The sequence below is a fragment of the Richelia sinica FACHB-800 genome (genome assembly GCF_014698825.1).
GTDB lineage: Bacteria > Cyanobacteriota > Cyanobacteriia > Cyanobacteriales > Nostocaceae > FACHB-800.
This window is the reverse complement of record NZ_JACJTT010000043.1, coordinates 13,971-36,333: the sequence shown is the minus strand read 5'-3', so window position 1 is coordinate 36,333 and position 22,363 is coordinate 13,971. Positions and strand designations below refer to the sequence as shown.

Sequence of the window (22,363 nt, the reverse complement as noted above, 5' to 3'; positions counted from 1 at the left end):
AGAGGTAGAAAATGACTAATTTATCTACAACCTCTTTATCTACTGATTCAGGAAAAAAAGAAATATCTGATATTGAGATAAATTCAGAAACACACTTTGGTAATGAAGTAACAGAAAGAAACACCATTTCTTCTTCCTCAACCTTGATTACTGATCCTCAATCATTAACAACAACACATCAATTACCAGAACCTTCTATGCGGATACGTTACGGAGTACATTGGTTCCGCATTGGTTTTAGTATTTTCGTACTGCTGTCTATGCTTTTGACCTTAGTAGGCTGTAGTTTGAATGCAGCTACTGTGAATTGGAACAAAGCTGTTAATCTTGTTCCTGCTCCTGTTTTAGAACAGGTTATTGCCGAAAACACAAAGTTGAATGCCAAAGCATCTGTCAAAAATATACTAGCTTGGAATGTAGCCGTAACAGATGGAAACTTCACACTTTTCAATTTTAATAATCCAGAGGTGTGCGGTGTTTTGGGTTGTCTATATGCTGGTTACTGGTTTAAACAAAATCAACCAATTATACGGGTATTCTTGAGTTATTTAAACCCCAATTTACCACCAGGTAAGCAATTATTAGCTGTAGGAGATAAGCGCAATCAGCCGTTACCTTGCCTCAAGGTACTGCAAACAGAAAAACAGCAACTACGGCAATTTAACTATTGTTTCAATGGCAATCATTATCAAGTTGCAGATAGCCAACTTTTTAGCAATGGTAATAAATTCCAAAGATAGGAAAATAATTAATAATTTTGATTATTCAAAATCTATCAATCAACAATAATTTAATCATTAACGTCTAGTTTGTCTAACTAAAAACCTGCCATAGTTTTTGGCTACGGCAGATTTTAGTTAAGCGTAATTTATAGCACGATTCAGGAGCCAGCGAGATGCTTCAAGTCCAAAATAAAACCTGCTTGATTTTGATTGAAATTTTATTTTGACTGTAATCTTCGATTTTTGCTAGATACTGATACTAGTCATCATCGAGTGCATCTTCATCTTCCATGTCAAAATCATCATCCAACTCAGCCTCCAAATCATCGTCTTCATCTAGAAAATCGTCGTCATCATCCTCAATCACTTGAATCCTTCGAGGTGGTTTGGTTGCAGGTTTGGATTTACGGCCAGTTTGAGTTTTGCTTTTATTCTTGTTTGGGGGTAGCACTTCCACCTCTACAGCTGTTGATTCTCCTGGTAAAGCAGGTAAAGCTTGCGGTTCATTAAAACCGGCGATCGCATCATGTTGCTGCCAAACTAAACTTTTAGCTGCGGGTTTACCTAAATACAGTTGGGGAAAGTTGTCAACTGTGGGTTTAGTGTAAGCTACAGTTTTGCAACAGTTGTGTTTATTTTTACCTTCGCCTTCTTTCACGGCTTTAAACTCAACTTCCAGCACACCTAAACTGCGCCATTTATCACTTTTACCGCTAAATGGCACTTGGAAATAATCAGCAAAGGTTTTCTCTAAGGAACGATAAAACTCCTCACGTACTGATTTAAAACTCCAAAGAGCCACATTTTTAAATCGGACTACAATCGGCGTAGTATGTAATGGGTTATTTTTGTCATTCAGAAACATAATTGCGTGTTCTGAACACACATCCATTGTTCTTTTATCCAGACTATTCCTGTAGTCGTCATAAAGTCCCACAAACGAACCACCCACATCTTCTACATCTGATTTATAGCGGATATATTCTGGTGCAAAAGCTAAAACGAGTAACCGACCTTCAGTAATTAATAATCCGGTAACATCTTCAGTTAAAGTGACAGTTGTGAGGTCATCTTCTGTTGGCATTTCTATCCAACCAGCTTTTTCTAACTGGTCTTCTGGAATCAAAAGTCCAGCAGGTTTATCGTTAACGACAATGCCATAGGGAAGCAGCGGTTTACGGACTTGGTTATAGCTATCATCCAAGAGTTCAGGGTCTATTTCAAATTCTTCTGTTTCAAAGTCATAAGCATCCGTGTCAGTTGGTTTAGCTTTGGCAGTTTTAGGTTGAGAAGCGGTAGTTTTGGTGCTAGATTGATTAGGGCGATGAGAGTTGTTTGTAGTTCTTGATTTAACCATTGGACTGTATCAATACGATTATCCAATGTCTGAGGCGTTAGCCTCAAGGGGTTTTGCTGCTACTGGCGCTCATGTTCACCTTAGTATGAAACCTTTAATGCAAAATCATGGGGGAGTTGGCTTTTCTCTAATCAATAAAAATTTTAATAGTACGGAATTGGATGGATATCGTTCAAATTAAACTACAAATTTTAGTAATCTCCACTGACAACCCCAACCCTACCATTGACTTGCACTATTCAAAGCTATCATTCGTGGTATTCCATCGAATCAGACGAACCCATTTACTATAACTTCGTACTAAAATAATGGCTGTGGGTTCTTTCCGTGCAAGAATGAATGATAGTCGGCTCTTAACAGTTTGCATTTCTAGTTAAACTAAATAATTGCCATAATTACACGCTCAAAGAAGGTGCTAGGGCTAAAGTTTTCGTCAGATCACTAAAAGTGATCGCACAAATTAAACATTTCTACCTCAGTTTGCACTCGTCGCATCAGTTGGAGAAAATGACCTTCAGTGTCAACATTTAAAGCAATGTAGTTAAGGAACATTTTCAGGTAGGCTACCCGCGATCGCTCTGGTATAGTTGACGCTGCGGGAGTTTGCCATAAACGGTCAATATAGTTGCGTACCTCTACTAAAGAAACCAGTGTGATCTCCTCTCCTCGCAAAGCTTGGCGAATTTGATTAAAAAGCCAAGGATTCCCAATCGCCCAACGTCCCACCATCACCCCCGCCGCGCCCGTTTGAGAAAGCACTTCCAGGGCAGTTTTCGCCGAGTTGATATTGCCATTAGCCAACACTGGACAATCAACCCGTCTCACCGCTTCCGCAATCAAATCATATTTAACTTGCCCGTGGTACATATCTTTCACCGTGCGACCGTGCAAACTCAGCAAATCAATATTGTGGCGATTGATTATATCGAGAATTTCATAAAAGTTATCTGTATTTTCAAAGCCTACGCGCATTTTGACAGTTAAAGGTTTATCATTCACAGCAGCACGCAATTCTCCCAAAATCTGCTCTACCTTTTCCGGTTCTCGCAGCAATCCACCCCCAACATTTTTGCGATAGATTCTCGGCGCTGGACAGCCCATGTTTAAGTCTATTCCCGCGATATTATATTTGCAGAGTTCCTTTGCTGTTCTTACTAGGTCGGGAATGCTTTCTCCAATCATTTGAGCAAAAACGGGGCGACCGGTATCGTTTTCGGTGATTGCTGCTAGAATTTTACGATTGAGCCGTGAGGTATCATTAACGCGGAAATACTCTGTGAAAAAGTAGTCGGGACTACCGTAGTGGGCAATGACCTTCATAAACCAGAGATTTGTTACATCCTGCATGGGTGCAAGAGCGGTGAATGGTAGGTCTTTCTGAAGCGATTGGGGGAGCAATATCTGAGACATAGAGATGAAGAGAATTTGCGAAGTGAATCCTTAACTATCAATTACCAGATACAGCCTATTTTACTGACAATTATCATGCTAGATTCGCCAAATTTTAACTGTACAATCTTGACTACCACTAACCAAAATTTGACCATTGGGACTTATGGCAATTGATGAAATCCTATCTTGATGACCTGTAAAAGTATTTAATAATTCTCCAGTGTGTAAATTCCAGGATTTAATGGTATTATCCAACCCTCCACTGAATAAAGTATTACCATCTGGACTAATAGCAAGAGCCGTAACATAATCTGAATTTTCTTGCGTAATTGTATATAACAAATTTCCCGTTGTCAAATGCCAGACTTCAATTCTGGAAGGAAGCGTATTCACAAAATTTTGCTCACTACCACGCACTAAAATTTGACCATCAGGATTAATGACAATTCTGCTTGAGCGCGAATAATTAGAAGATATTTTAAAGATTCCTAAGATTTTACCACTAGCAGTATCTAACAGTAATAAATTTTCACCCATAGCAGATTCAACAATAAAAGTTTCACTATCGGGACTAATAGCAATAGCCCCGGAATTAACTTCACCTATATCTGAATACTTCAGCATACGGATTAACTTTCTCGTGGTTAAATTCCATAAGCTAACAGTTTCTACTTCACCAGCAGCAGAAAAAATAGCACTACCACAAATGAGCGTTTGACCATCAGCAGCAAGAGCAAATTTTAAAGGAGTAAATAAATCTGAATCTTTAAAGCTATGTAGTAATTTTCCTGTTGCAAATTCCCATAATTTAATACTGTTATCTCCAGTCCCACTGATGATTTTACTACCATCAGGAGTAATTATCAGACAGCTAACCCCTCTGGATTGACTATATCCATTAGATTTAGTGTCTATCGTTCGCAATAGTTTCCATGTAGCAATATTTCTCAGTTGAATATTGCCATCATTACTAGCACTAATTAATGTTTGACTATCAGGACTAATTGCTATAGAAGTAATAGGTATTTGTCCATTAATACTATGGATATAGGAAGAAGATAAACGGCGATTTTGTGGCTGCATTATTAGTAGATCAAAAAGTTTTTCCTAGAAGTGCGATTACATAAGTTAAAAAATTATATCTCAATCTGAGCTTGTTGTGTCAGATAAAGCCTTTAACGCCAATAACCCCGCCCCATAAGCTGGTTCATGACGGGGATAAATTATATTTAGCAAAAGTCATGATTTCGGAGTATTTGCGAGAGTTAGAAGTGTTAGGTAATTCCTATGGAAGTAATTCTCTCATGGCAAGGTTTTTAAGCTTTGTATAGCGGTATAATGTGTCTTTGATATTTTTATTTCCATAAAAAATAAACAAGAATAAAAATAGGTTGAATATTTTCAGGTTTGTGAAAAAAAACAAGCTAAAACTAGTGTTTTTACTTAATCTTATGTATTGTCCCCTATCTCTCTCAAAAAATATCCAAAAGGTCAATACCCTAACTTTACCTTGGTAACTAAAATTGCTGGTAAACCCCTACACAACCGCCATGAACCTTGACCAGCAAAACTTACCAACCCACCATCTCACCACTCAAACAGCACTAATTAACCTACCATCTTACCAACCAACACTAGCCAGTATTGATTTCAGTAAATTCCTGCAACAATACAACAACCCCCAAGGTTGGACAATGATAGGTGGACTGTTAGTAGTCTTAATTCTGCTGCAAATCAGTGGTACTGGTAAAGGTAAAATCACCACTGGCAAAGTCTGCGGTATCAGCGAAAAACTAGCAGCTACTAACCTCGCACTCAAGCAACTCAAACAACGCAAACACAATAAAGTTACCCTCTGGTCTGGAACACCCCGTTATTGGGCAAAAGGCAAGTGGCGGGGTTTAATGGCTAACCTCCAAACCATACTAGGTGCAGCACCTACAGTGTGGTTTCCTCATGCCGAACGGGGAACACTGGTAATAGGTGCGCCTGGTTCTGGAAAAACTTACTCAACCATTGACCGGATGCTAGAAAGTGCCATGCAGCAAGGGTTTCCGATTATACTTTACGACAAAAAAGGCGACCAAATGCGACTCCACGCACCTTTAGCTGCAAGGTATGGCTATAAAGTGCGAGTATTTGCCCCTGGTGAAGCATTTAGCGGTGTGATCAATCCCCTTGATTATATGCGTGATGCACGGGATGGGGTAATGGCTGGGGAAATTGGTCAAGTCATCAACCGCAATGCTGCTAGTGGCGGTAAAAGTGACGAATTCTTTGCTAAAGCCGGTGACTTGTTAGCAAAAGCATTATTACAGTTAGTCAAGGGTTCACCTTACCCAGATATGGCCATGCTGTATGCGGTGTTGCGGTTGCCAAAATTAGTACAACGGCTTGACCATGCAGTACAGTCCAAACGCTTAGATGAATGGGTAGCTACTTCGTTCGTTCAATTTTTGAGTGCTAAGGATGCAGAAAAGACTGTCTCCGGGATTTTAACCACAGCTGCAGGTACTTTCTCATCTTTTATTCAAGCTGATTTGCTGCGGGCATTCATCGGTAAATCGGATATTCCTACTCAGCTAGAAGGTAGAGAAATGGTAGTATTCAAGCTGGATGATGAACGCCGCAGTGTGGTTGGCCCTTTACTGGCAGCTGCAATGCACTTAATGATTGTTGGTAATTTAAGCCGTCCCCGTAAAGACCCGTTGATTATTTCCCTAGATGAATTACCATCAATTAAGCTGGATAGACTACCTCAATGGATTAACGAATACCGTTCTAATGGTGCTTGTTTTATCTTGGGTATTCAAAGTCTAGAGCAGCTTTACGATATTTATGGGGATAAAATGGGGAGTGCGATCGCATCGGCTTGTAGTACCCATGTGTTATTCAATCCTGGTAACTACAAAACGGCGGAAGATTACTCAAAGCGTTACGGCGAAAAGGAAGTATTAATTAAAAATCGTACCACAGGGCGTTCTTTGGGCGGACAAATGAGCCGTTCCATTAGTTGGAGTGAGAATTTACAAAAAATGCCTGTTATCAGTGCCGATGAAATTCTCAAGTTTCCCCAAGGTAAATGTGTAATTACCAGTCCTGGTTACGGTTCAGGGGGACAAGCTTCTATTCCCTATCCTTTAATTATTCCTGTGTCGAAAACAGATGAAAAACGAGCTAAAGAAAGTGAGAGTCTTTGGGATAAACAAGTGAGAACTGCGTTAGAAAGTCAGGTAACAATTCCTGATGTCAAAATGTTGACACAGGCATTGTATGACCGCATTGAGGAAGCAGGAAGGATGTTACCATTACCAGAGGAAGATGTGCCGACAGTACAGGAGTCTAGTAATCATCAAGAAACTGATGTTTTGAAGAATTTTGTATCACGAGTTTATCTAACTCCCGGATTGTAAGGTTGACATTCCTCGACCTAACGGTTTGCTTTTAGAATGATCGTGATTTTGAAACTATTGCCCTGGTGCGACACCTTCGCTGAATCACAAAAAATATTGATAGGCAGCTTTTGGGAGTGCCAATCACCAAGCTAGAGCAACTTTTAAAATCGGCACTCCAAGGTCATAACTTTACGCTTCTTCTAAAAAGGGATAGTCAGTGTAGCCCTGTTCTGTGCCGCCGTAAAAGGTACTGCGATCGTAGGGATTTAACGACGCATTCAGGGCAAAACGTTTCACAAGGTCAGGATTAGAAATATAGATGCGACCATAGGCAATTAGATCAGCTTCGCCCTTGGAGATGATTTGTTCGCCAATTTCACGGTTTAATCCGCCAGCTGCAATAATTTTGCTGTTAAACAGGGGACGGAAAAAACCAGCGGTGAGGTCGCTACTGAGATGTTCTAGGGTATCTTGGCTCGCATTGAGACGGGGTTCGATGAGGTGCAGGTAGGCTAAGTTAAATTTGTTAAGTTCCTGCACAACATAGCTGAATAGGGTCTTGGGATCTGAGTCACCCATGTCGTTAAAACTGCCGGAAGGAGATAATCGCAAACCAACGCGATCGCCACCCCAGACTTCAATCACGGCTTCCAGAACTTCCATCAAAAAGCGTGATCGATTTTCTACTGAGCCGCCATAGGCATCGGTGCGGTAGTTGGTGCAGTCTTGCAAAAATTGATCAATCAGATAACCATTTGCGCCATGTACTTCAACGCCGTCAAAGCCTGCTTCGAGGGCATTTTTCGCACCTTGACGATATTGGTCAATCAGGCTGGGGATTTCTTCTAGTTCAAGGGCACGGGGCGCGACGTAGGGTTTCATCCCTTCGTAAGTTCCGACTTCTCCTGTTGGGGCGATCGCGCTAGGGGCAACGGGTAATTCACCATTTGGCTGAAAATCAGGATGGGAAATGCGCCCAACGTGCCAGAGTTGCAGAAAAATGCGACCACCTTTGTCATGAACCGCTTGGGTAACTTTTTTCCAGCCAGCAATCTGTTCAGCGGAATGGATGCCGGGGGTAGCGGGATAACCTTGTCCTTGGGGACAGACTTGGGTTGCTTCGGAAATAATCAGTCCAGCGGTTGCTCGTTGTGCATAGTAGGTGGCATGGAGTTCGTAGGGAACGTTGCCAGCCGCAGCACGACAGCGGGTTAAAGGAGCCATCACCAGACGATTCGGTAAGGTGTAAGTACCGAGTTGTATAGGGGTTAATAATTGCAGCGTGTTATTCATAAGTCTAACTGGAATCGTTTTTAAGTATTTAGGATAATTTATATCAAAAATGACGGGACGATTACTGGCAAGTTGGAGATTGTGAGATTGAAGATTTTAAAAAACCAGTTTTTGGTGGACGTGAAGGCCAAGAAATTGTATGAATAAAGTTGTGCAGAGTTTGAAATAGATGACGTTGAAATCGAGATTAAAACTCTTTTTTGATAAGGGTTACGTCTTTTCATCTTGGAAAAGTGACAAAAGAGGGTTAAATGCTAACTTCAGAAATATCATTTAAATTGACTAGTGACGATATATCCTGATTAATTTTATTTGATTGTGCATCATTCTCTTGAGGTTGATTCAGGAGTTTAATTAACCATTTTTCAGTCTGTCGATGATACTTTTTGTGCCAACATATATTTAATCTTTGCGCTGGTTTCACAGGGTCTAATGCTAAAATAACAAGCTGCATTTGGTTAGGAATAACTGCGTATTGAATAGTCGTATTCCACAACTTTATCCGGTCTTGCCAGCTTACTTTAGGATAACGCACCGCCCATTCATAAATTCTGGGAATACCCCGTTTAAATGCTATATTTGTGATACTTTGAATAAAGTAATTTTCATTATTTACTGTTAAAGGTGCAATGATGGCGTTATCAACTAATAACTTCTTGCGTGGGTGAAAAAGTTCTGGTGCAAGTTCCTGTACTTGATTAACTAATTGAGCTATTTGCGGATGGTCATTTAAGAACGGTTGTATAGGAAGTTGTAAAAATAACTGTTTCATCACCAGTTGAAAGTTATCTGCAATAATAGAATTAGAAGCAGAGTGATTTTGATGGTGTTTTTGGTGAGGAAATAGAAGCTGTTGCTGATTTTTAGTAATTTGTTGAATATCAGCAAGATTGATTATTGGCATAGTTGGGAGGAAATTGCATCTCTCCCAGGCAGCGTTACGCTGCAAATTAATTATTTTGGTTAATTATTGCCGTCGTTGTTTCGCTCGATTAAGCGAAAAACTCCTTCAGCCACAACTCATTAATCTGTTCTAATGAATCCAGTTTGACATCTGCGATCGCTTCCAGCGGCTCCTTCAGAGCATCGCAAATCGGGGGTCTTCTCTTTCCTCCAATGCTGGGACGGCAATACATCGCATAGAAGCTGCTTTAGCACTGATGATGCCGCGAATAGAGTCTTCAAATGCCACACACTTTTGTGGATGCACACCGAGGCGATTGGCAGTTGTCAGATACACTGCTGGATGGGGTTTGCCAAATTCCTCTGTCTGAGCAGAACTGATAACATCGAATGTGTCTTGCAAATTTAGCTTGTTTAGAACTACGTCAATCAGACAGATGGGTGATGACGTAGCCAATCCCAAGGGTAAGTGCATTTGCTGGCATAATTGTATAGTTTCCACTGCACCGGGCATGGGCTGTCCAAGAGTTGCTACAAGTTCGCTGACACGATTAATAATCCGTTCAGCTACCTCAGACTGACTCGTACCTGTCCAAGGAAACCGTGCATACCAATAGCTAACAACTTCATCACAACGCAAACCCATTGTTTGATTGCACATACTCTCATGTAATGGCACTTCCAAAGCATTAAATACCTCTACTTCTGCTCTGTGCCAAAAAGGCTCGCTGTTGATTAGCAAACCGTCCATATCAAATATTACCGCCGCATCTATCATCAGTACCTCTGCCAAAACTGGAAAATTATTTGGTGAACCTTTTTAGGTACACCTTTAGCATTATGCAAATTAAATCCTACCCTTTGAGTACGCTGTTGAGGGTAGGTATTGTTGCAAGTTCAACAACTACAAAATGCTATGTTTCAGGTTTAGCCACTGCATCTAACAACACCAACCCCATCTGCTTCAATAAAGCAGTATTCCCATCGGGACAACCATGTTGAATGAGACACTTAGCACAACCAGTATTGCAATTACAATCTCGTGCGATCGCTCTTCCAACCTCCGCAAGTTTTGGCAGATGTTTAAACACAGCTTCAGCCGCGCCATTACCACCATCACTGGTATCATAGAAATAACCAGTATAGTTGTTACCCTCCCCCAACTCCTTCACCACAGTAAAATTCACCTGTTTGGGGTCAACTTTAGCTACAAGCTGCAATGCTCTCATAATTTGATGTCCAAAGCTGTGGATAGCAATGAAGGTACTGGAATATTCCCACAACTGTTGATAACCAGAAGGAATAGGTTCTTTAGTGCGAGTTAAACTGCTCCTCATTTCCTTTGCAAATTGCTGGATATATTCCCGCGCACTAGAGTTAATTGTTACTTTCACCATCGGGGCAGAAAACTGAGTGCGGTAAGGTTGTTTAAACTTTTCTTCTGATAAAGTTTTCACAATTACAGCTTTGCGGGTAAGTTTACGACACAGAGGACAGCGTGGTTGTTGAGGTAACGGTTCTTTATAGTTGAGACAGCGTTTATTTAAACAAGTCTGCTCATGAATTTGCGTCATTAAATTGAAACCACTGGTAATGTGCTGCACTTCACCAAAACTTAATTCCAGCGTTAAATATTCTTGACATGACTTCCGCAAAGTCTCTCTCAAACCCTCATTTCTCTGCGGTTAGTTTATTCCGTAACTCGTGCGTAACTTCTACTTGACATTCTTCAACTTCAGCTAAAGGTGCAGAGTGCGAAATTTTCCCCTTTATTTTCTGTTCCTGTTCCTGCTGTTTCTTTTCTTCCATACCATCTGAAGAAAACAGCAATGGTAAATTTATTGGGTCAGTCAACACAGTTAAACTACTGGTTTGTGATACCGTAGTTGCAACCGTAAAAATTGAACTATCTGTTATTTGTTTTAAAATCGCTCGTTTACTGTTAAGGTCTAAGGAAATACATTGATAAGTTAGCATTTTTCCCTTAGCATTTTGTCGTTTATAAATAGCTTGGGGATGCACTTCTCGATGAGCGATATCTTCAGATATTTCCTCTAATTCTTCCCCTGAAATGGCATCTACTAATTTGATGGTTGTTTGCGATAAACCACCCCGAAAATTCACATCTTTATGGGGATAACCTTTAGCCCATAAACCATTTTTACCTTTGTGTAAATGTCCTTGGGCTAATAACAGTTTGGCAACATCAAAAGCTGCTGCACCAAAATAGTGTTTAATTTTATTAGTAGGAATGCCTGTTTCTGCGGCTGCACACATCAAATGTTTGGCTGCAAAGATGGGATATTCATCATTAAAAAACACTTCCTCAGCGTTTCCAGATACTAGCATTTCTGGATGTTCTGCTACATAACAGTCAATGGGGTTTAAAGCATTGGGAAGCAGCACTGTGAGTCCTGGTTGAGAACGTCCTGCTCTACCACTGCGTTGCTGATATGCCATTTTAGAACCAGGCCAACCACGCAATACACAACATTCTAATTCTGGTAAATCTATTCCTGCTTCTAAGGCTTCTGTGGCAATAATCCATTTGATTATACCAGATTGAAGTTGATTAACTACTTCTGCTCGACGCTCGGCAGTAATGCCACTGTAAAATGCGGTGACTTGATTTGATTTTAACATTTCTGTGACTTCTCGCACACTGCGCCGGGAGTTACAAAAGGCGATTCCTGATTTATTTTGATTGAGTAAAAATTGAATTATTCGGGCTGTGTCAGCAGTTAAATTGTAACTTGGTTGGGTGATAATTATTTGTCTGGGTGGTGAAGCTGCTCCACTTTTACGAATCCAAATTAATGGTTTAGGATTGAGTTTTGTAGGGTTTAAACCAGAGATTTTTAAGGCTAATTGTTTAGGATTACCACAAGTAGCACTGAGGAAGATAAATTGCAGTTTTTTGGAGTCACCACCGTATTTATCTACTGCTAGTTTAATCCGGCGAATTAACCAAGCCATATTTGCACCATAGCTACCGGAAAGGGTGTGTGCTTCATCAATTAAGATGTAGCGTAATTGTTGATAAAAGTTTGCCCAATTTGGCGATTTCCAAACTTGTTTGAGTTGGAAGTGAATTAATTCGGGGGTGACTCCTAATATATGGGGTTCACTGGCAAGTATTTGTTCTCTTTCTGCTGATTTAACATCTCCTGTCATCATTGCTAAAACTGGGCGATATTTTGGGGGTATGGTAGAAAGTAATTGTGAGATTTTATGGAATTGGTCTAGTGCTAAAGCTCGCAGTCCATAAAATGCTAAGGCTCGGTGTTGTTGAGTGATGCAACCTTCGATAATGCCGGGGTATGTGCTGAGGGTTTTACCACTGGCTGTAGGGGAGGTGAGGATGAAACTTTTACTTTTTCTGATTGCTTGTAAGGCTTTGATTTGATGGGAGTAAAGTTGGGTGATTCCTAATGAATGTATTGCTCTAATTAGTTGTTTTGGTAGGTCTTTGGGGATGGTTTTTAGGTTAGGTTCGGTGGCGGGAATTGTTTGTTGATAGAGTATTTCTTCTCCTAGAAATTCGGTGATTTCTGTTGGTTCTGGGGGATGGTGATTTGAGGGGGAATTTTCGGGAATGGGTGTGGTAGGTGGTGTCCACAGGCTTTGTAGTAGTAAGCTGTAGTTGGGGGTGTTCATGGTGGGGTTTTTTGAACTTTGCCCTCATAAATCCCCCAGTGGGGGAATGTGATAATTAATGAGTTAGAATCGGTAAGTGATGCTCTGGTATCAAAAACAAAACAATGAATCTTACAGGACTTTACTACACTACAAATTTCAATTGGTACTGATACTTTGTAAGATAAAGCACTGTTTTACAAATTGATGTAAAATTAAATCTAGTGATGTTTAAAAATTAAATTGTAAAAATTATGTATAATTGGAAACGCTTTTGGTATATCAATGCGGAAAGTATCAGGTTTGACTATGGTGGATTTTTAGAAGACCCAGAATCGGAATATGGTCATAATCCTGATGTTGTACCATTTAATTCTATATCCCATATTCCTTGTTTAGTATTATTGGGTGAGCCAGGTATTGGTAAAACAACAGCAATTACTCAAGCATTTAGTGAATTAGAACAAGAATTAGAAACATCTGAAGATGATTGTTTATTCTTTAATCTTGGAAAGCCGAGACTGGAAAAGTATTTAGATGATGATCTATTTTCTAACCAAAATGTTATTAAATGGATTAATGGAAATCATAAGCTACATCTTTTCTTAGATAGTTTAGATGAAGGCTCACTCTCAATAAATGAACTTCCTCTCATATTGAAAGATGAAATAGATAATTTATATAATCAGGCTAATGAAAATTATTTTAATGTTAAGACAACTATTTATTTATTAATTGTAAAAATTTTAGAAATAAAACTATTTAATATAGCTATATTTAATTTGCTGTTAAGTAAGTGTAACTCTATTAATACCCCTGAAGAACGCCTTTTTTTTCGTATAGTTTGTAGAACATCTGTTTGGGAAGAAAGTTCTAGTTTAGAAGATAAACTTAAAGAAAAATGGGAAGAAAATAATATAAAAATATATCAACTTGCTCCTTTACGTAGAGTAGATATTATTGAAGCAGCGCATACAGAAGGCATAGATACTGAATTATTCATGCAAGGAATTTTAGATAAAGAAGCTACCCCACTTGCTATTAATCCAATTACATTAAAGTTTTTAACTGATACTTACCTAAAAAATGGAACCTTTCCTGATTCCAAAAAAGAATTATACAAACAGGGTTTGCTTCAATTATGTGAAGAGAATAATCCAGATCGTAGGGCAGCAAGGCATCGAGGTAGTTTAAATTCTGATCAACGTTTAATTATAGCAGGTCGTATTGCATCCATTTTACTTTTAGCTAGAAAAACTGCTATATGGACAAGTACAGAAATGGTAGATATGCCTGAATCAGACATAGCTATCCTACATTTATGTGTAGGCAAAGAAACCATTAATCAGCAAGAATTTTTAGTTACAGAAAATTATATTAGAGATGAGGTTTTATCTATTACAGGATTATTTTCTTCTCGTGGTAGTAACAGAATGGGATTTGCTCATCAAACCTACGCGGAGTTTTTGGCTGCATGGTATTTAAGTGAGCGCAATATACCTCTAGTTCAAGTAATGAGTTTAATTGTTTCTCAGGGAGATCCAGAATCTAAATTAATTCCTCAACTCCATGAAACTGCCGCTTGGTTAGCAAGTATGAGACCTGATTGTCTCGAAGAAATTATCAAAACAGATCCAGATGTACTTTTAAGAAGTGATATTCCAACAAATGGAGAAATTAAAGAAAAAATAGTTGATAGGTTACTGAAATATTACAATGATGGAAAACTGTTAAATCGAGATTTAGGTAACTATTTTAAGTACAAAAAACTGAAACATCCTAGATTAGCTGAACAACTGCGTGCGTATATTCAGGATTCTAACAATTCATTAGAAGCAAGAGATGAAGCAATAGACATTGCTAAAATATGTGAAGTAGATGATCTTCAAGAAGATTTAGTAAATTTAGCATTAGATTCATCTCAATCTATACATTTAAGAGTTAATGCCGCAAACGCTCTTTGTTCAATTGGTAATTCAGAGACAAAATTAAAATTAAAACCTTTAGCTATTGGTAATCTTGAAGAAGATAAAGATGATCGACTGAAAGGATATAGTTTAGAAGCAGTGTGGCCAGAACACTTAACAGCAGAAGAATTATTTAACGCTATTACTCCACCTAAGAGGGCAAATTTTTTTGGTGGATATCAGAGTTTTATTGATAAAAAACTTGCATCAAAACTTCACCCCAGTGATTTATTATTAGCTCTCCAATGGCTAGAAAAACAAGGTTTAAGAGTATTTGGTAATTCCTTTGAAAAAATTGGCAATGAAATTTTACTTAAAGCTTGGGAAAATATTGACATTCCTGGAATTGCAAAGGCTTTTTCAAAAATAGCTCTTATACAGTGGCAAGAATACCAAAAGTTAATTACTCAAAGAGATTATAGTCAATATGACTTTCAATCTGAACTTTTACAAGATGATAATAAAAGACGTATTTTACTTGAAAATTTAGTTTTAGAAATTACTGAACAAAACAAAGATTCAGATATTATTCACCCGCTAACTGACTTCACAGAACAAGTGATTTTAAGTCAGGATTTATTCTGGATGTTGGATAAGTTGCAAAATACAGAATTGCAGAAAGTACAGAAAATTTGGGTTCAACTAATTGAATGGAGTTTTAACCGTCAAGATGCAAAACAGATAGATGCTATCATAACTGCAACTCAGACTAATGAAATTCTACGCAATCATTTTATATCTTACTTTGAGCCTATTGAGTTAAATTCATCGCAAGCTGACAAGATGAAGGCAAGTTATCAGAGGATGGGAAGTTTACAAAAAGGGCAAAAAGAAGAATTACCATTAAAACCAATACCCAAAGAAAGAGTTATTTCATGTTTGGAAAATTTAGAAAACACAGATAGATTAGATTGGTGGTTACAATTAAATCTAGAAATGACTTTATTACCACAAAGTAAATACTATGGAAATGAATTAGAACATGATTTAACTGAAATCCCAGGTTGGAAAGAAGCAGATCAAACTATTAAACAAAGAATTATTAATGGTGCTGAGAAATATATTTTAGAACAAAATGAAATTGATTACATATGGATAGGTACAAACACTTTTGACAGATTGGCTTTATCTGGCTGTAGAGCGATTTATTTGCTACTTAAAGAATCACCGAATAGTTTAGATATCTTGACAGATGAAATATGGCAAAAGTGGACACCAGTTATCGTAAGCTATCCGAATCTAGGTAGAGTGGATAATAATTATTATGATTTGGTGGGAATAGCATATAAAAAAGCTCCAAATAAAACTATTGAAACTCTACTCATATTAATTAATAAAGAAAATCAACAATATAATGATGTTTTTATTATTGATAAATTTTCTAAATGCTGGGATGAGTATTTTAAATCTATAATTTTGAGAGAAATTAATAATAATCAATCACTCAAACCAAATACCATTGAAAAATTACTAAGAGAACTTTTAAAATATGGATATCAACCAGCTAAAGAATTTGTTAAGAGTTTAATTTCAAATCCATTACCTATAGAACAAGAAGAATATCAAAAAATTGTATTAGCTACTGGAATTTTAATTGAGAACGCTGATTCTGATGATTGGTTATTAATTTGGTCAATGATTCAACAGGATACAAAATTTGGTCGTAATGTTTTTGAAGCAATTGCTAATCGTCACTCATTTGGTATTAACTTAAATATCACTGAAGTACAACTAGCAGATTTATATATTTGGATGATTCAGCAATATCCACCTAATGAAGATCCTGTTTGTGAAGGTGTTCATCAGATAACAAATAGAGAACAAATAAGTGATTTTAGAAACAGTATTTTAACTCAACTCAAGGAAAGAGGAACATCTCGCTCTTGCTTAGAAATTCAACGAATTAGTAAGGAATTACCTGAATTAACATGGATGAACAGAGTATTAGTGGAAGCTCAAATTATCAGAAGACGTAAAGAATGGAATCCTCCCAAGCCATCTGAAATTTTTGAACTTATTAGTAATACAGAAAAGCGTTTTGTTCAAGATGGTAATGAACTTCTAAATGTCCTCATTGAATCGTTGAAAAAATTGGACATAGAACTGCAAGATCAAAATCCATCAGTTATTGATTTATGGAATGAGATCCCCTGGAAAAAGGTTAGAAATTTAGGCAAATCTCTTCTCAAGAAATTACAAGAAGAGCAGGTTATTGATAAATTTGCAAACATAGATTCTTTGACTCAAGTTCATCATAACAAGATTAAAGGTACGACTTATATTCCAAAGGATGAAAATAGCCTATCTGATTACGTGGCAAGGTATTTAAAAAACAATATTAAAAATAGAGGAATTATTCTGAATAGAGAAGTAGAAATTAGACCGTTGCAAGGAGGAAGTAAAGGAGAAAGAACAGATATTCAAGTAGATGCTATAATTAAGAAACCAAAAGAAGAAGTGTTAAAGCAGATCACAGTTATTATTGAAGTAAAAGGTTGTTGGAATGAGGAGTTAAATACTTCGATGAAAGAACAACTCGTTAATCGCTATTTGAAAGATAATACTTGCCAAAATGGCATTTACTTAGTGGGCTGGTTTAACTGTAATCAGTGGGATAAAAGTGATTCTAACAAAGCTAAAGCACCAAAAATCACTATTGATGAAGCAAGAGAAAAGTTTGAAAAACAAGCTGAAGAATTATCACAATCAGGTGTTAAAGTTAAAGCATTTATCCTTAACACAGCACTTCGATAGCTAATTTTGGATTTTAGACCGACATCCAACATCCAATCCAAAATCCAAAATTATCCCTCAACATCCTCCTAATTAAACCACCTGAAACAACCTACAAACATCAAGAATCACCACCAACAAATCCCTACCATCAGCACCCCTCTTAATAGACATCTCCAAATCCAGTATCATCGTCACCGCCCTAGCCAAAGCATTGATACTTGTATTCGCTACCTCCTGACGCAAATAGTAAACCCGACGAGGATTACTGATATTACAAAGTTGAGCTAATTCACCATCCTTCTTCACCCCAGAAACAATCGCAGACTTCACCCATAACCAAGTTCTAAACTGCGTTAAAATAGTGCTGACAATCACCATTAAAGGTTGAGAACGAGACAGTAAATCATCCAACAATTGCAAAACTTGATGGCTTTTTCCTTCACGCATCGCCGCTGCCAACTGTAAACTATTCTGAGTTTGACATGGCACTAACTCCTGTACCTCCCCAAGCTCCAATTTTCTACCCTGAGCATAAATAGACAGTTTGCGTAACTCAGAAGCAGCACGAGTCATATCATTACCAATAGCTTGTGCTAAATATGTCACCGCCTCCTCTGACAACAGCAGTTTAATTTTCTTAGCTGTAACAGCATTATCCGTGGTATTCGTGTAGAGTCTTGCAGCCAGCGAAACTATCGCCTCTTCAATCAAATCATCCCGCCAAGGTGGTATCAACGAAAACTCCAACAGCTTCCCATACTTGACCAGATGTTTGTAGACCTTCAGCCGCTTATCCACACTATTAGCCACAAACACCAAAATAGTCGAATCAGGCACTTGCACCAACTGTTGCAAAGTTTCCAACTCCGTATCACCCCACTGCTTGAGGTGGCAATTTTCCACAATTACCAGTTTTTTACCATCAGTCAGGGAACGAGTACGAGCCACACTCAAAGCTTTGTCAAGCTGATTATCTGAAAATCGGTGATAACATAGAGTCAGCCATTGAAAATCAATCTCTGCTTTGTACTGATTTAGCTGTGACTGAATCGCGTATTCGTCATCACCCGTGAGCAAGACAATCATGCCTTCACCCTCCCGTTATCACTGTGATTGCTGGTCTTAATCAACACAGTTAAAGGTTTTGGACTTTGGGTAGCTCGTTGCAGCATTTTAGCGATCGCCTCTTTACCACTCTCAAACTTTTTCTGGTAAGCTGGTGTCACCTCTAAAATTGCCTTAGACCCTTGCAATTTCACCAAATGACCATGAGCCAACAGCTTTTGATGATTGGGTTTAGCCTTATCCATCACCTGCTGCCAAATTTGCGCTAGGTTAGCAGTATTAGCAGTATTAGTTGCAACTACTGGTAACAAACTATCCTCACCCCTATCTCCAGGTTTCTCAGTCACCTTATTAACGGTGTACGTACCAAATGTTGGTAACAATCTGTTATCATGCCCTGGTTTAACATTGGTTTTCGTTGTTACCACAGGCAATAAACCCGGTAGCAAATTGAGTAAACAAACCTCCAACCACACCGCCGCATTTACCGTATACCGCAGGTAATTTTCAGCTTTTTGTAACTCGGCTAAAGACAAATTCAGAGTCTCAAAATTCCAGTGTTTAGCAAAAGCTTTGAGTTGGGTATAACTGACACAACCAGTTAATAAAGCTTGTTCCTTTGGTGCAGACTTGATAATCAACAAATCTCGGTATGTTTGCAGTAAATTTGAGATAATCAATTTGGACGTTTTCCCAGAGTCTACCAATTCTCTTGCAACTTGCAGCAAATTAAAAGTGTTGTTGGAAGAAATAGCCTGTAAAATAGCGATTAACTCTGCTTCTGTCACACCACCTGCAATTTCCATGATATGATGGGCGGTGATATCTGTATGCAAAAGACTGGCTTGACCGAGTAATTGCAGCGCATCCCGTAAACCACCATCACTGAGTCGAGCGATCGCATTTAATCCCTCATCATCAACAGAAATAGATTCCGCATCTGCGACAATACGGAGATGCTGCACAATAGTTTTAATTGATAAAGTGCGGAAATTAAACACCTGACAACGGCTGATAATAGTAGGTAAAACCTTGTGCATTTCTGTGGTGCAGAGAATGAAAACCACATGAGGTGGTGGTTCTTCAATACATTTGAGTAGAGCATTGAACGCATTACCAGTTAAACAATGACATTCATCAAGAATAAAAATTCGATAACGTCCTGCTACTGGTGCTAAAGTACAGCGTTCAATTAAAGCACGAGCATCATCCACACCATTATTAGAAGCAGCATCAATTTCACTCACGTCTAGACTATTGCTACTTTCAATTGCACGGCAAGATTGACAAATTCCACAAGGTTTATCAGTTGGTTTTTTACTGTTGAGACAATTAAGAGATTTAGCAAATATGCGTGCAGTGGAAGTTTTACCTGTACCTCTAAAACCTGTGAACAAATAAGCTGGGGCAATCTGTGAGTGTTTGACAGCATTAGTTAAAGCAGTTTTGATGTAAGGTTGTCCCACCAATTCTGCTAAACTTTGGGGACGATATTTTTGATGTAGGGCGACTGTAGACATAGAATTTATTCACCTTAATTCGTCGCCCTTGCCCCTGTTAAGGGGATAGAATTTTAATTTTACTCTAGTTTAATTCATGCCATCACTTGCCAACGTATCTATTACCCAATTGTTCACCAAAGTATATATATAATACTCTGCCTCATTACCGACAAACTTATTGCGGTAAATAGTTTTCAAATCAACGAGTTTATTCTTGAGAATTGCCGCCATAATGTCTAAGATTTTGTCAGGATGGCAAGGATGAGATATATTTGAATTTTCTTCAGGGCTATAATTAGTAAACAAGTCTACCATCAATGGTTTAGAATAACCTGTGGCAGTATGAATTAATTTGTTTCTTTGGTCAATCCAAAAATCTAGTTGCTGCAACCCAGTTAGAATACGCTGCCAATCTTCTATTTCCTGGGGATTATTCCGGTATTCAACCAAAGCTTGTACAAAATAACGTTTGGTGAATCTATTATTTAATGGAGCTAACTTTCCTGTACCAAACTTAGCATCAAAATTTCTTTGTAAGGAGACAACTTGCTCCCAAACAGAACGTCTACTAATGTGAATCTGTTGAACATCAATGGTAAAGCCGCTTTTAATTTCTGCTTCAGATGTGGCTTTTCTAAATTTTTTATTCTCTTTAAATACCCAGTAACTTGCTTTACCTTCCCATTTCAAAATCAACCCATGCAGTAATTCTTCACAAAAAGATGAAAGATGAGCTAAGAAACTAGCAATCTGGTCTAATTGCCAATAAATGCGGTTCTGGGTGTAAATGCTTAATAATCTATTTTGATAAACTCCATATTTATCTCCTGCTTCCTGAAGTTTAGGCAAAATATTTGCACTCAGTTCAAGAGCAACGTTAATTGTATTGATTTCTTGTTGTACCAGTTGTTTAGCGGTTTGAAAATCAAGATTAAAGCAAGCACGAGCAAAATCTAAAACTTGTAATACTAATTCGCTTATATCCTTGCTTTTTTCGACCTTTTCCTGACCAATTACCCCTTGCTGAATTAAGAAACTCAGATAGTCTTGCCAGTTCTTTAAAATCTGTATTGCACCATCATAATCCCAACGTTCTACCAGAATTTTAATTGTCTGGTACTTCTGAGTCCACATATAACGCCAGTAGGATTCTAGCTCACAGTCGGAAGGAATACCTTGAAATACACCACGGATAGAAAGCTGTGGATTCACAAATAACAGCTTGTTCAAAGCGGATACAGAAATGCCTTGAAGTTGCAAGGCTGTTTTCATCTGTGGTGTTCCCCCTTTGACGCTAATGAGAAGCATCTCTTCGTCAATCGGTAATTGTGTGAGAGATTGAGTATTAGTGTTAATTTCTTCAGTAATACGCTCATACATAGCTTGATAATTGTCAATCATTTCTCCAGGTTTTTCTTCGAGTTCCTTACTGGAGAATCTGAGTTTGTCAATTTCACTATTAATAACTTTTACCCAAATTAAATCACCGATTTTAAAGATGCTTCTTAAATTTTGGGGGCTAATTTGCTGTTCAGAAATATTGTTAGTATTGAGAAATCCGCGTATACCTCCATGAACCTCTACAAACAGTCCGGTATTTTGAAGGTCAAAGTCAACTATTGTACCAGATAGAATATCATTTAATTGAGGATAACGTTTCTTTTGTTGCTGTTTTTGTTTTTCAAGATTTAGTTCATTAAAGAAGTTATGATAAAATTGTAGTAAGTCGTCCGGGACATACACTCGATATTGCCAAGGAATTGGTTTATCTATTAATTGGAAATCTGGTTGTTGCTTTTCAAACCATATTTTGAGGATTTTATACATAAATACAGTATCTTTCTCGTGTCCTCCTGGTAGCTTATCTGATTTTTGATTAGTAACAAATATATAACCTTGATTAATTCCTAAACCCAATGCTTGTTTAATCACTCCCCAAATCCGGGGTGCATGAATCCGAGAATGCCAATAGTCAAAATTCTCTTGATATTTATCTAATAACTTCTCTGTTAATTCTCTACTTTTGGGAATCTTACCTGGTTCAAATCCCAATTCTGCATATAAACCAGAAGATTGAAAATATTCCTGGGGATTTCTCCAAATTGCTAATTCCTCTGGTGTTAAATCATCAGTATTTTGATTAGGTTCGTTAGAAAGCGGGTCAATTGGTACATAACGTTCTTGATTATCAATTTTGATTTTAATTGCCAAGTCAGATGTACCAATGTTAGCAATGAGGATACCCATCTTTTTCTCCCAGATGTAAAGTTGATGTTTAGTAGGTGGCAGCGAGAAAAGGTTTTTGTTATTTGGGTTTAATCATGATGTCTGTTGCTATAGATAGAAAAAGGGAGGAGTGACAGGAATAACACCAGCGTGGTAGAGCTAAGTACAA

At 38.1% G+C, this 22,363-nt stretch carries 13 protein-coding genes and 1 pseudogene; 3 read left to right on the top strand and 11 right to left on the bottom strand.

The genetic code is table 11. The features are described 5' to 3' along the window. Nucleotides 1–11 precede the first annotated feature (11 nt). A complete protein-coding gene (locus H6G73_RS21075) occupies nucleotides 12–740 on the top strand; it encodes a hypothetical protein (RefSeq protein WP_190608023.1) in 729 nt (242 codons plus the stop codon). 241 nt (nucleotides 741–981) lie between these two features. On the opposite strand, the gene H6G73_RS21070 is transcribed toward H6G73_RS21075, so the two are convergent. The 3 genes and pseudogenes from H6G73_RS21070 to H6G73_RS21060 all read right to left on the bottom strand — a co-directional run bounded on the left by H6G73_RS21070 (nucleotide 982) and on the right by H6G73_RS21060 (nucleotide 4,554). Further along, nucleotides 982–2,079 carry a DUF5895 domain-containing protein gene (locus H6G73_RS21070; RefSeq protein WP_190608021.1) on the bottom strand — a complete coding sequence of 366 codons (1,098 nt, stop codon included), beginning with the start codon at nucleotides 2,077–2,079 and terminating at the stop codon, nucleotides 982–984. 395 nt (nucleotides 2,080–2,474) lie between these two features. Continuing rightward, nucleotides 2,475–3,489 (bottom strand): annotated as a pseudogene (locus tag H6G73_RS21065) (tRNA dihydrouridine synthase). Nucleotides 3,490–3,567: 78 nt separating this feature from the next. Next, nucleotides 3,568–4,554 (bottom strand): WD40 repeat domain-containing protein, encoded by a 987-nt coding sequence (locus tag H6G73_RS21060; protein WP_190608020.1) that lies wholly within the window; start codon nucleotides 4,552–4,554, stop codon nucleotides 3,568–3,570. Between the two features lie 440 nt (nucleotides 4,555–4,994). Here H6G73_RS21060 and H6G73_RS21055 point away from each other — a divergent pair, with 440 nt between their 5' ends. Beyond that, nucleotides 4,995–6,884, top strand: a complete 1,890-nt coding sequence (locus H6G73_RS21055) for a type IV secretory system conjugative DNA transfer family protein (protein WP_242034268.1) — start codon at nucleotides 4,995–4,997, stop codon at nucleotides 6,882–6,884. Between the two features lie 171 nt (nucleotides 6,885–7,055). Here H6G73_RS21055 and H6G73_RS21050 read toward each other — a convergent pair whose 3' ends face one another. The 5 genes from H6G73_RS21050 to H6G73_RS21035 form a co-directional block, all read right to left on the bottom strand. Beyond that, nucleotides 7,056–8,159 (bottom strand): alkene reductase, encoded by a 1,104-nt coding sequence (locus tag H6G73_RS21050; protein ID WP_190608017.1) that lies wholly within the window; start codon nucleotides 8,157–8,159, stop codon nucleotides 7,056–7,058. A gap of 247 nt (nucleotides 8,160–8,406) precedes the next feature. After that, on the bottom strand, nucleotides 8,407–9,063 hold the full coding sequence (locus tag H6G73_RS21045) for a hypothetical protein (protein ID WP_190608015.1): 657 nt from the start codon (nucleotides 9,061–9,063) through the stop codon (nucleotides 8,407–8,409). Between the two features lie 174 nt (nucleotides 9,064–9,237). Next, nucleotides 9,238–9,855: a hexitol phosphatase HxpB gene (hxpB, locus tag H6G73_RS21040; RefSeq protein ID WP_199317807.1), complete on the bottom strand. Its 618-nt coding sequence runs from the start codon at nucleotides 9,853–9,855 to the stop codon at nucleotides 9,238–9,240. 121 nt (nucleotides 9,856–9,976) lie between these two features. Next, nucleotides 9,977–10,717: a Zn-binding domain-containing protein gene (locus tag H6G73_RS24580; protein WP_242034267.1), complete on the bottom strand. Its 741-nt coding sequence runs from the start codon at nucleotides 10,715–10,717 to the stop codon at nucleotides 9,977–9,979. 16 nt (nucleotides 10,718–10,733) lie between these two features. Next, nucleotides 10,734–12,719: a DEAD/DEAH box helicase gene (locus H6G73_RS21035; RefSeq protein WP_242034266.1), complete on the bottom strand. Its 1,986-nt coding sequence runs from the start codon at nucleotides 12,717–12,719 to the stop codon at nucleotides 10,734–10,736. Between the two features lie 233 nt (nucleotides 12,720–12,952). Here H6G73_RS21035 and H6G73_RS21030 point away from each other — a divergent pair, with 233 nt between their 5' ends. Next, nucleotides 12,953–17,419, top strand: coding sequence for an NACHT domain-containing protein (locus H6G73_RS21030; protein WP_190608013.1), 4,467 nt, complete (start codon nucleotides 12,953–12,955; stop codon nucleotides 17,417–17,419). 72 nt (nucleotides 17,420–17,491) lie between these two features. Here H6G73_RS21030 and holA read toward each other — a convergent pair whose 3' ends face one another. The 3 genes from holA to H6G73_RS21015 all read right to left on the bottom strand — a co-directional run bounded on the left by holA (nucleotide 17,492) and on the right by H6G73_RS21015 (nucleotide 22,215). Continuing rightward, the gene (holA, locus tag H6G73_RS21025) at nucleotides 17,492–18,487 is read right to left on the bottom strand and encodes a DNA polymerase III subunit delta (RefSeq protein ID WP_190608012.1); all 996 of its coding nucleotides are present in this window, start codon (nucleotides 18,485–18,487) and stop codon (nucleotides 17,492–17,494) included. Further along, nucleotides 18,484–19,986: a DNA polymerase III subunit gamma/tau gene (gene dnaX / locus H6G73_RS21020; RefSeq protein ID WP_190608010.1), complete on the bottom strand. Its 1,503-nt coding sequence runs from the start codon at nucleotides 19,984–19,986 to the stop codon at nucleotides 18,484–18,486. The genes holA and dnaX overlap by 4 nt, the downstream gene beginning before the upstream one ends. A 69-nt stretch (nucleotides 19,987–20,055) precedes the next feature. Further along, complete coding sequence (locus tag H6G73_RS21015; RefSeq protein WP_190608008.1) at nucleotides 20,056–22,215, bottom strand: hypothetical protein; 2,160 nt, start codon at nucleotides 22,213–22,215, stop codon at nucleotides 20,056–20,058. Nucleotides 22,216–22,363 lie beyond the last annotated feature (148 nt).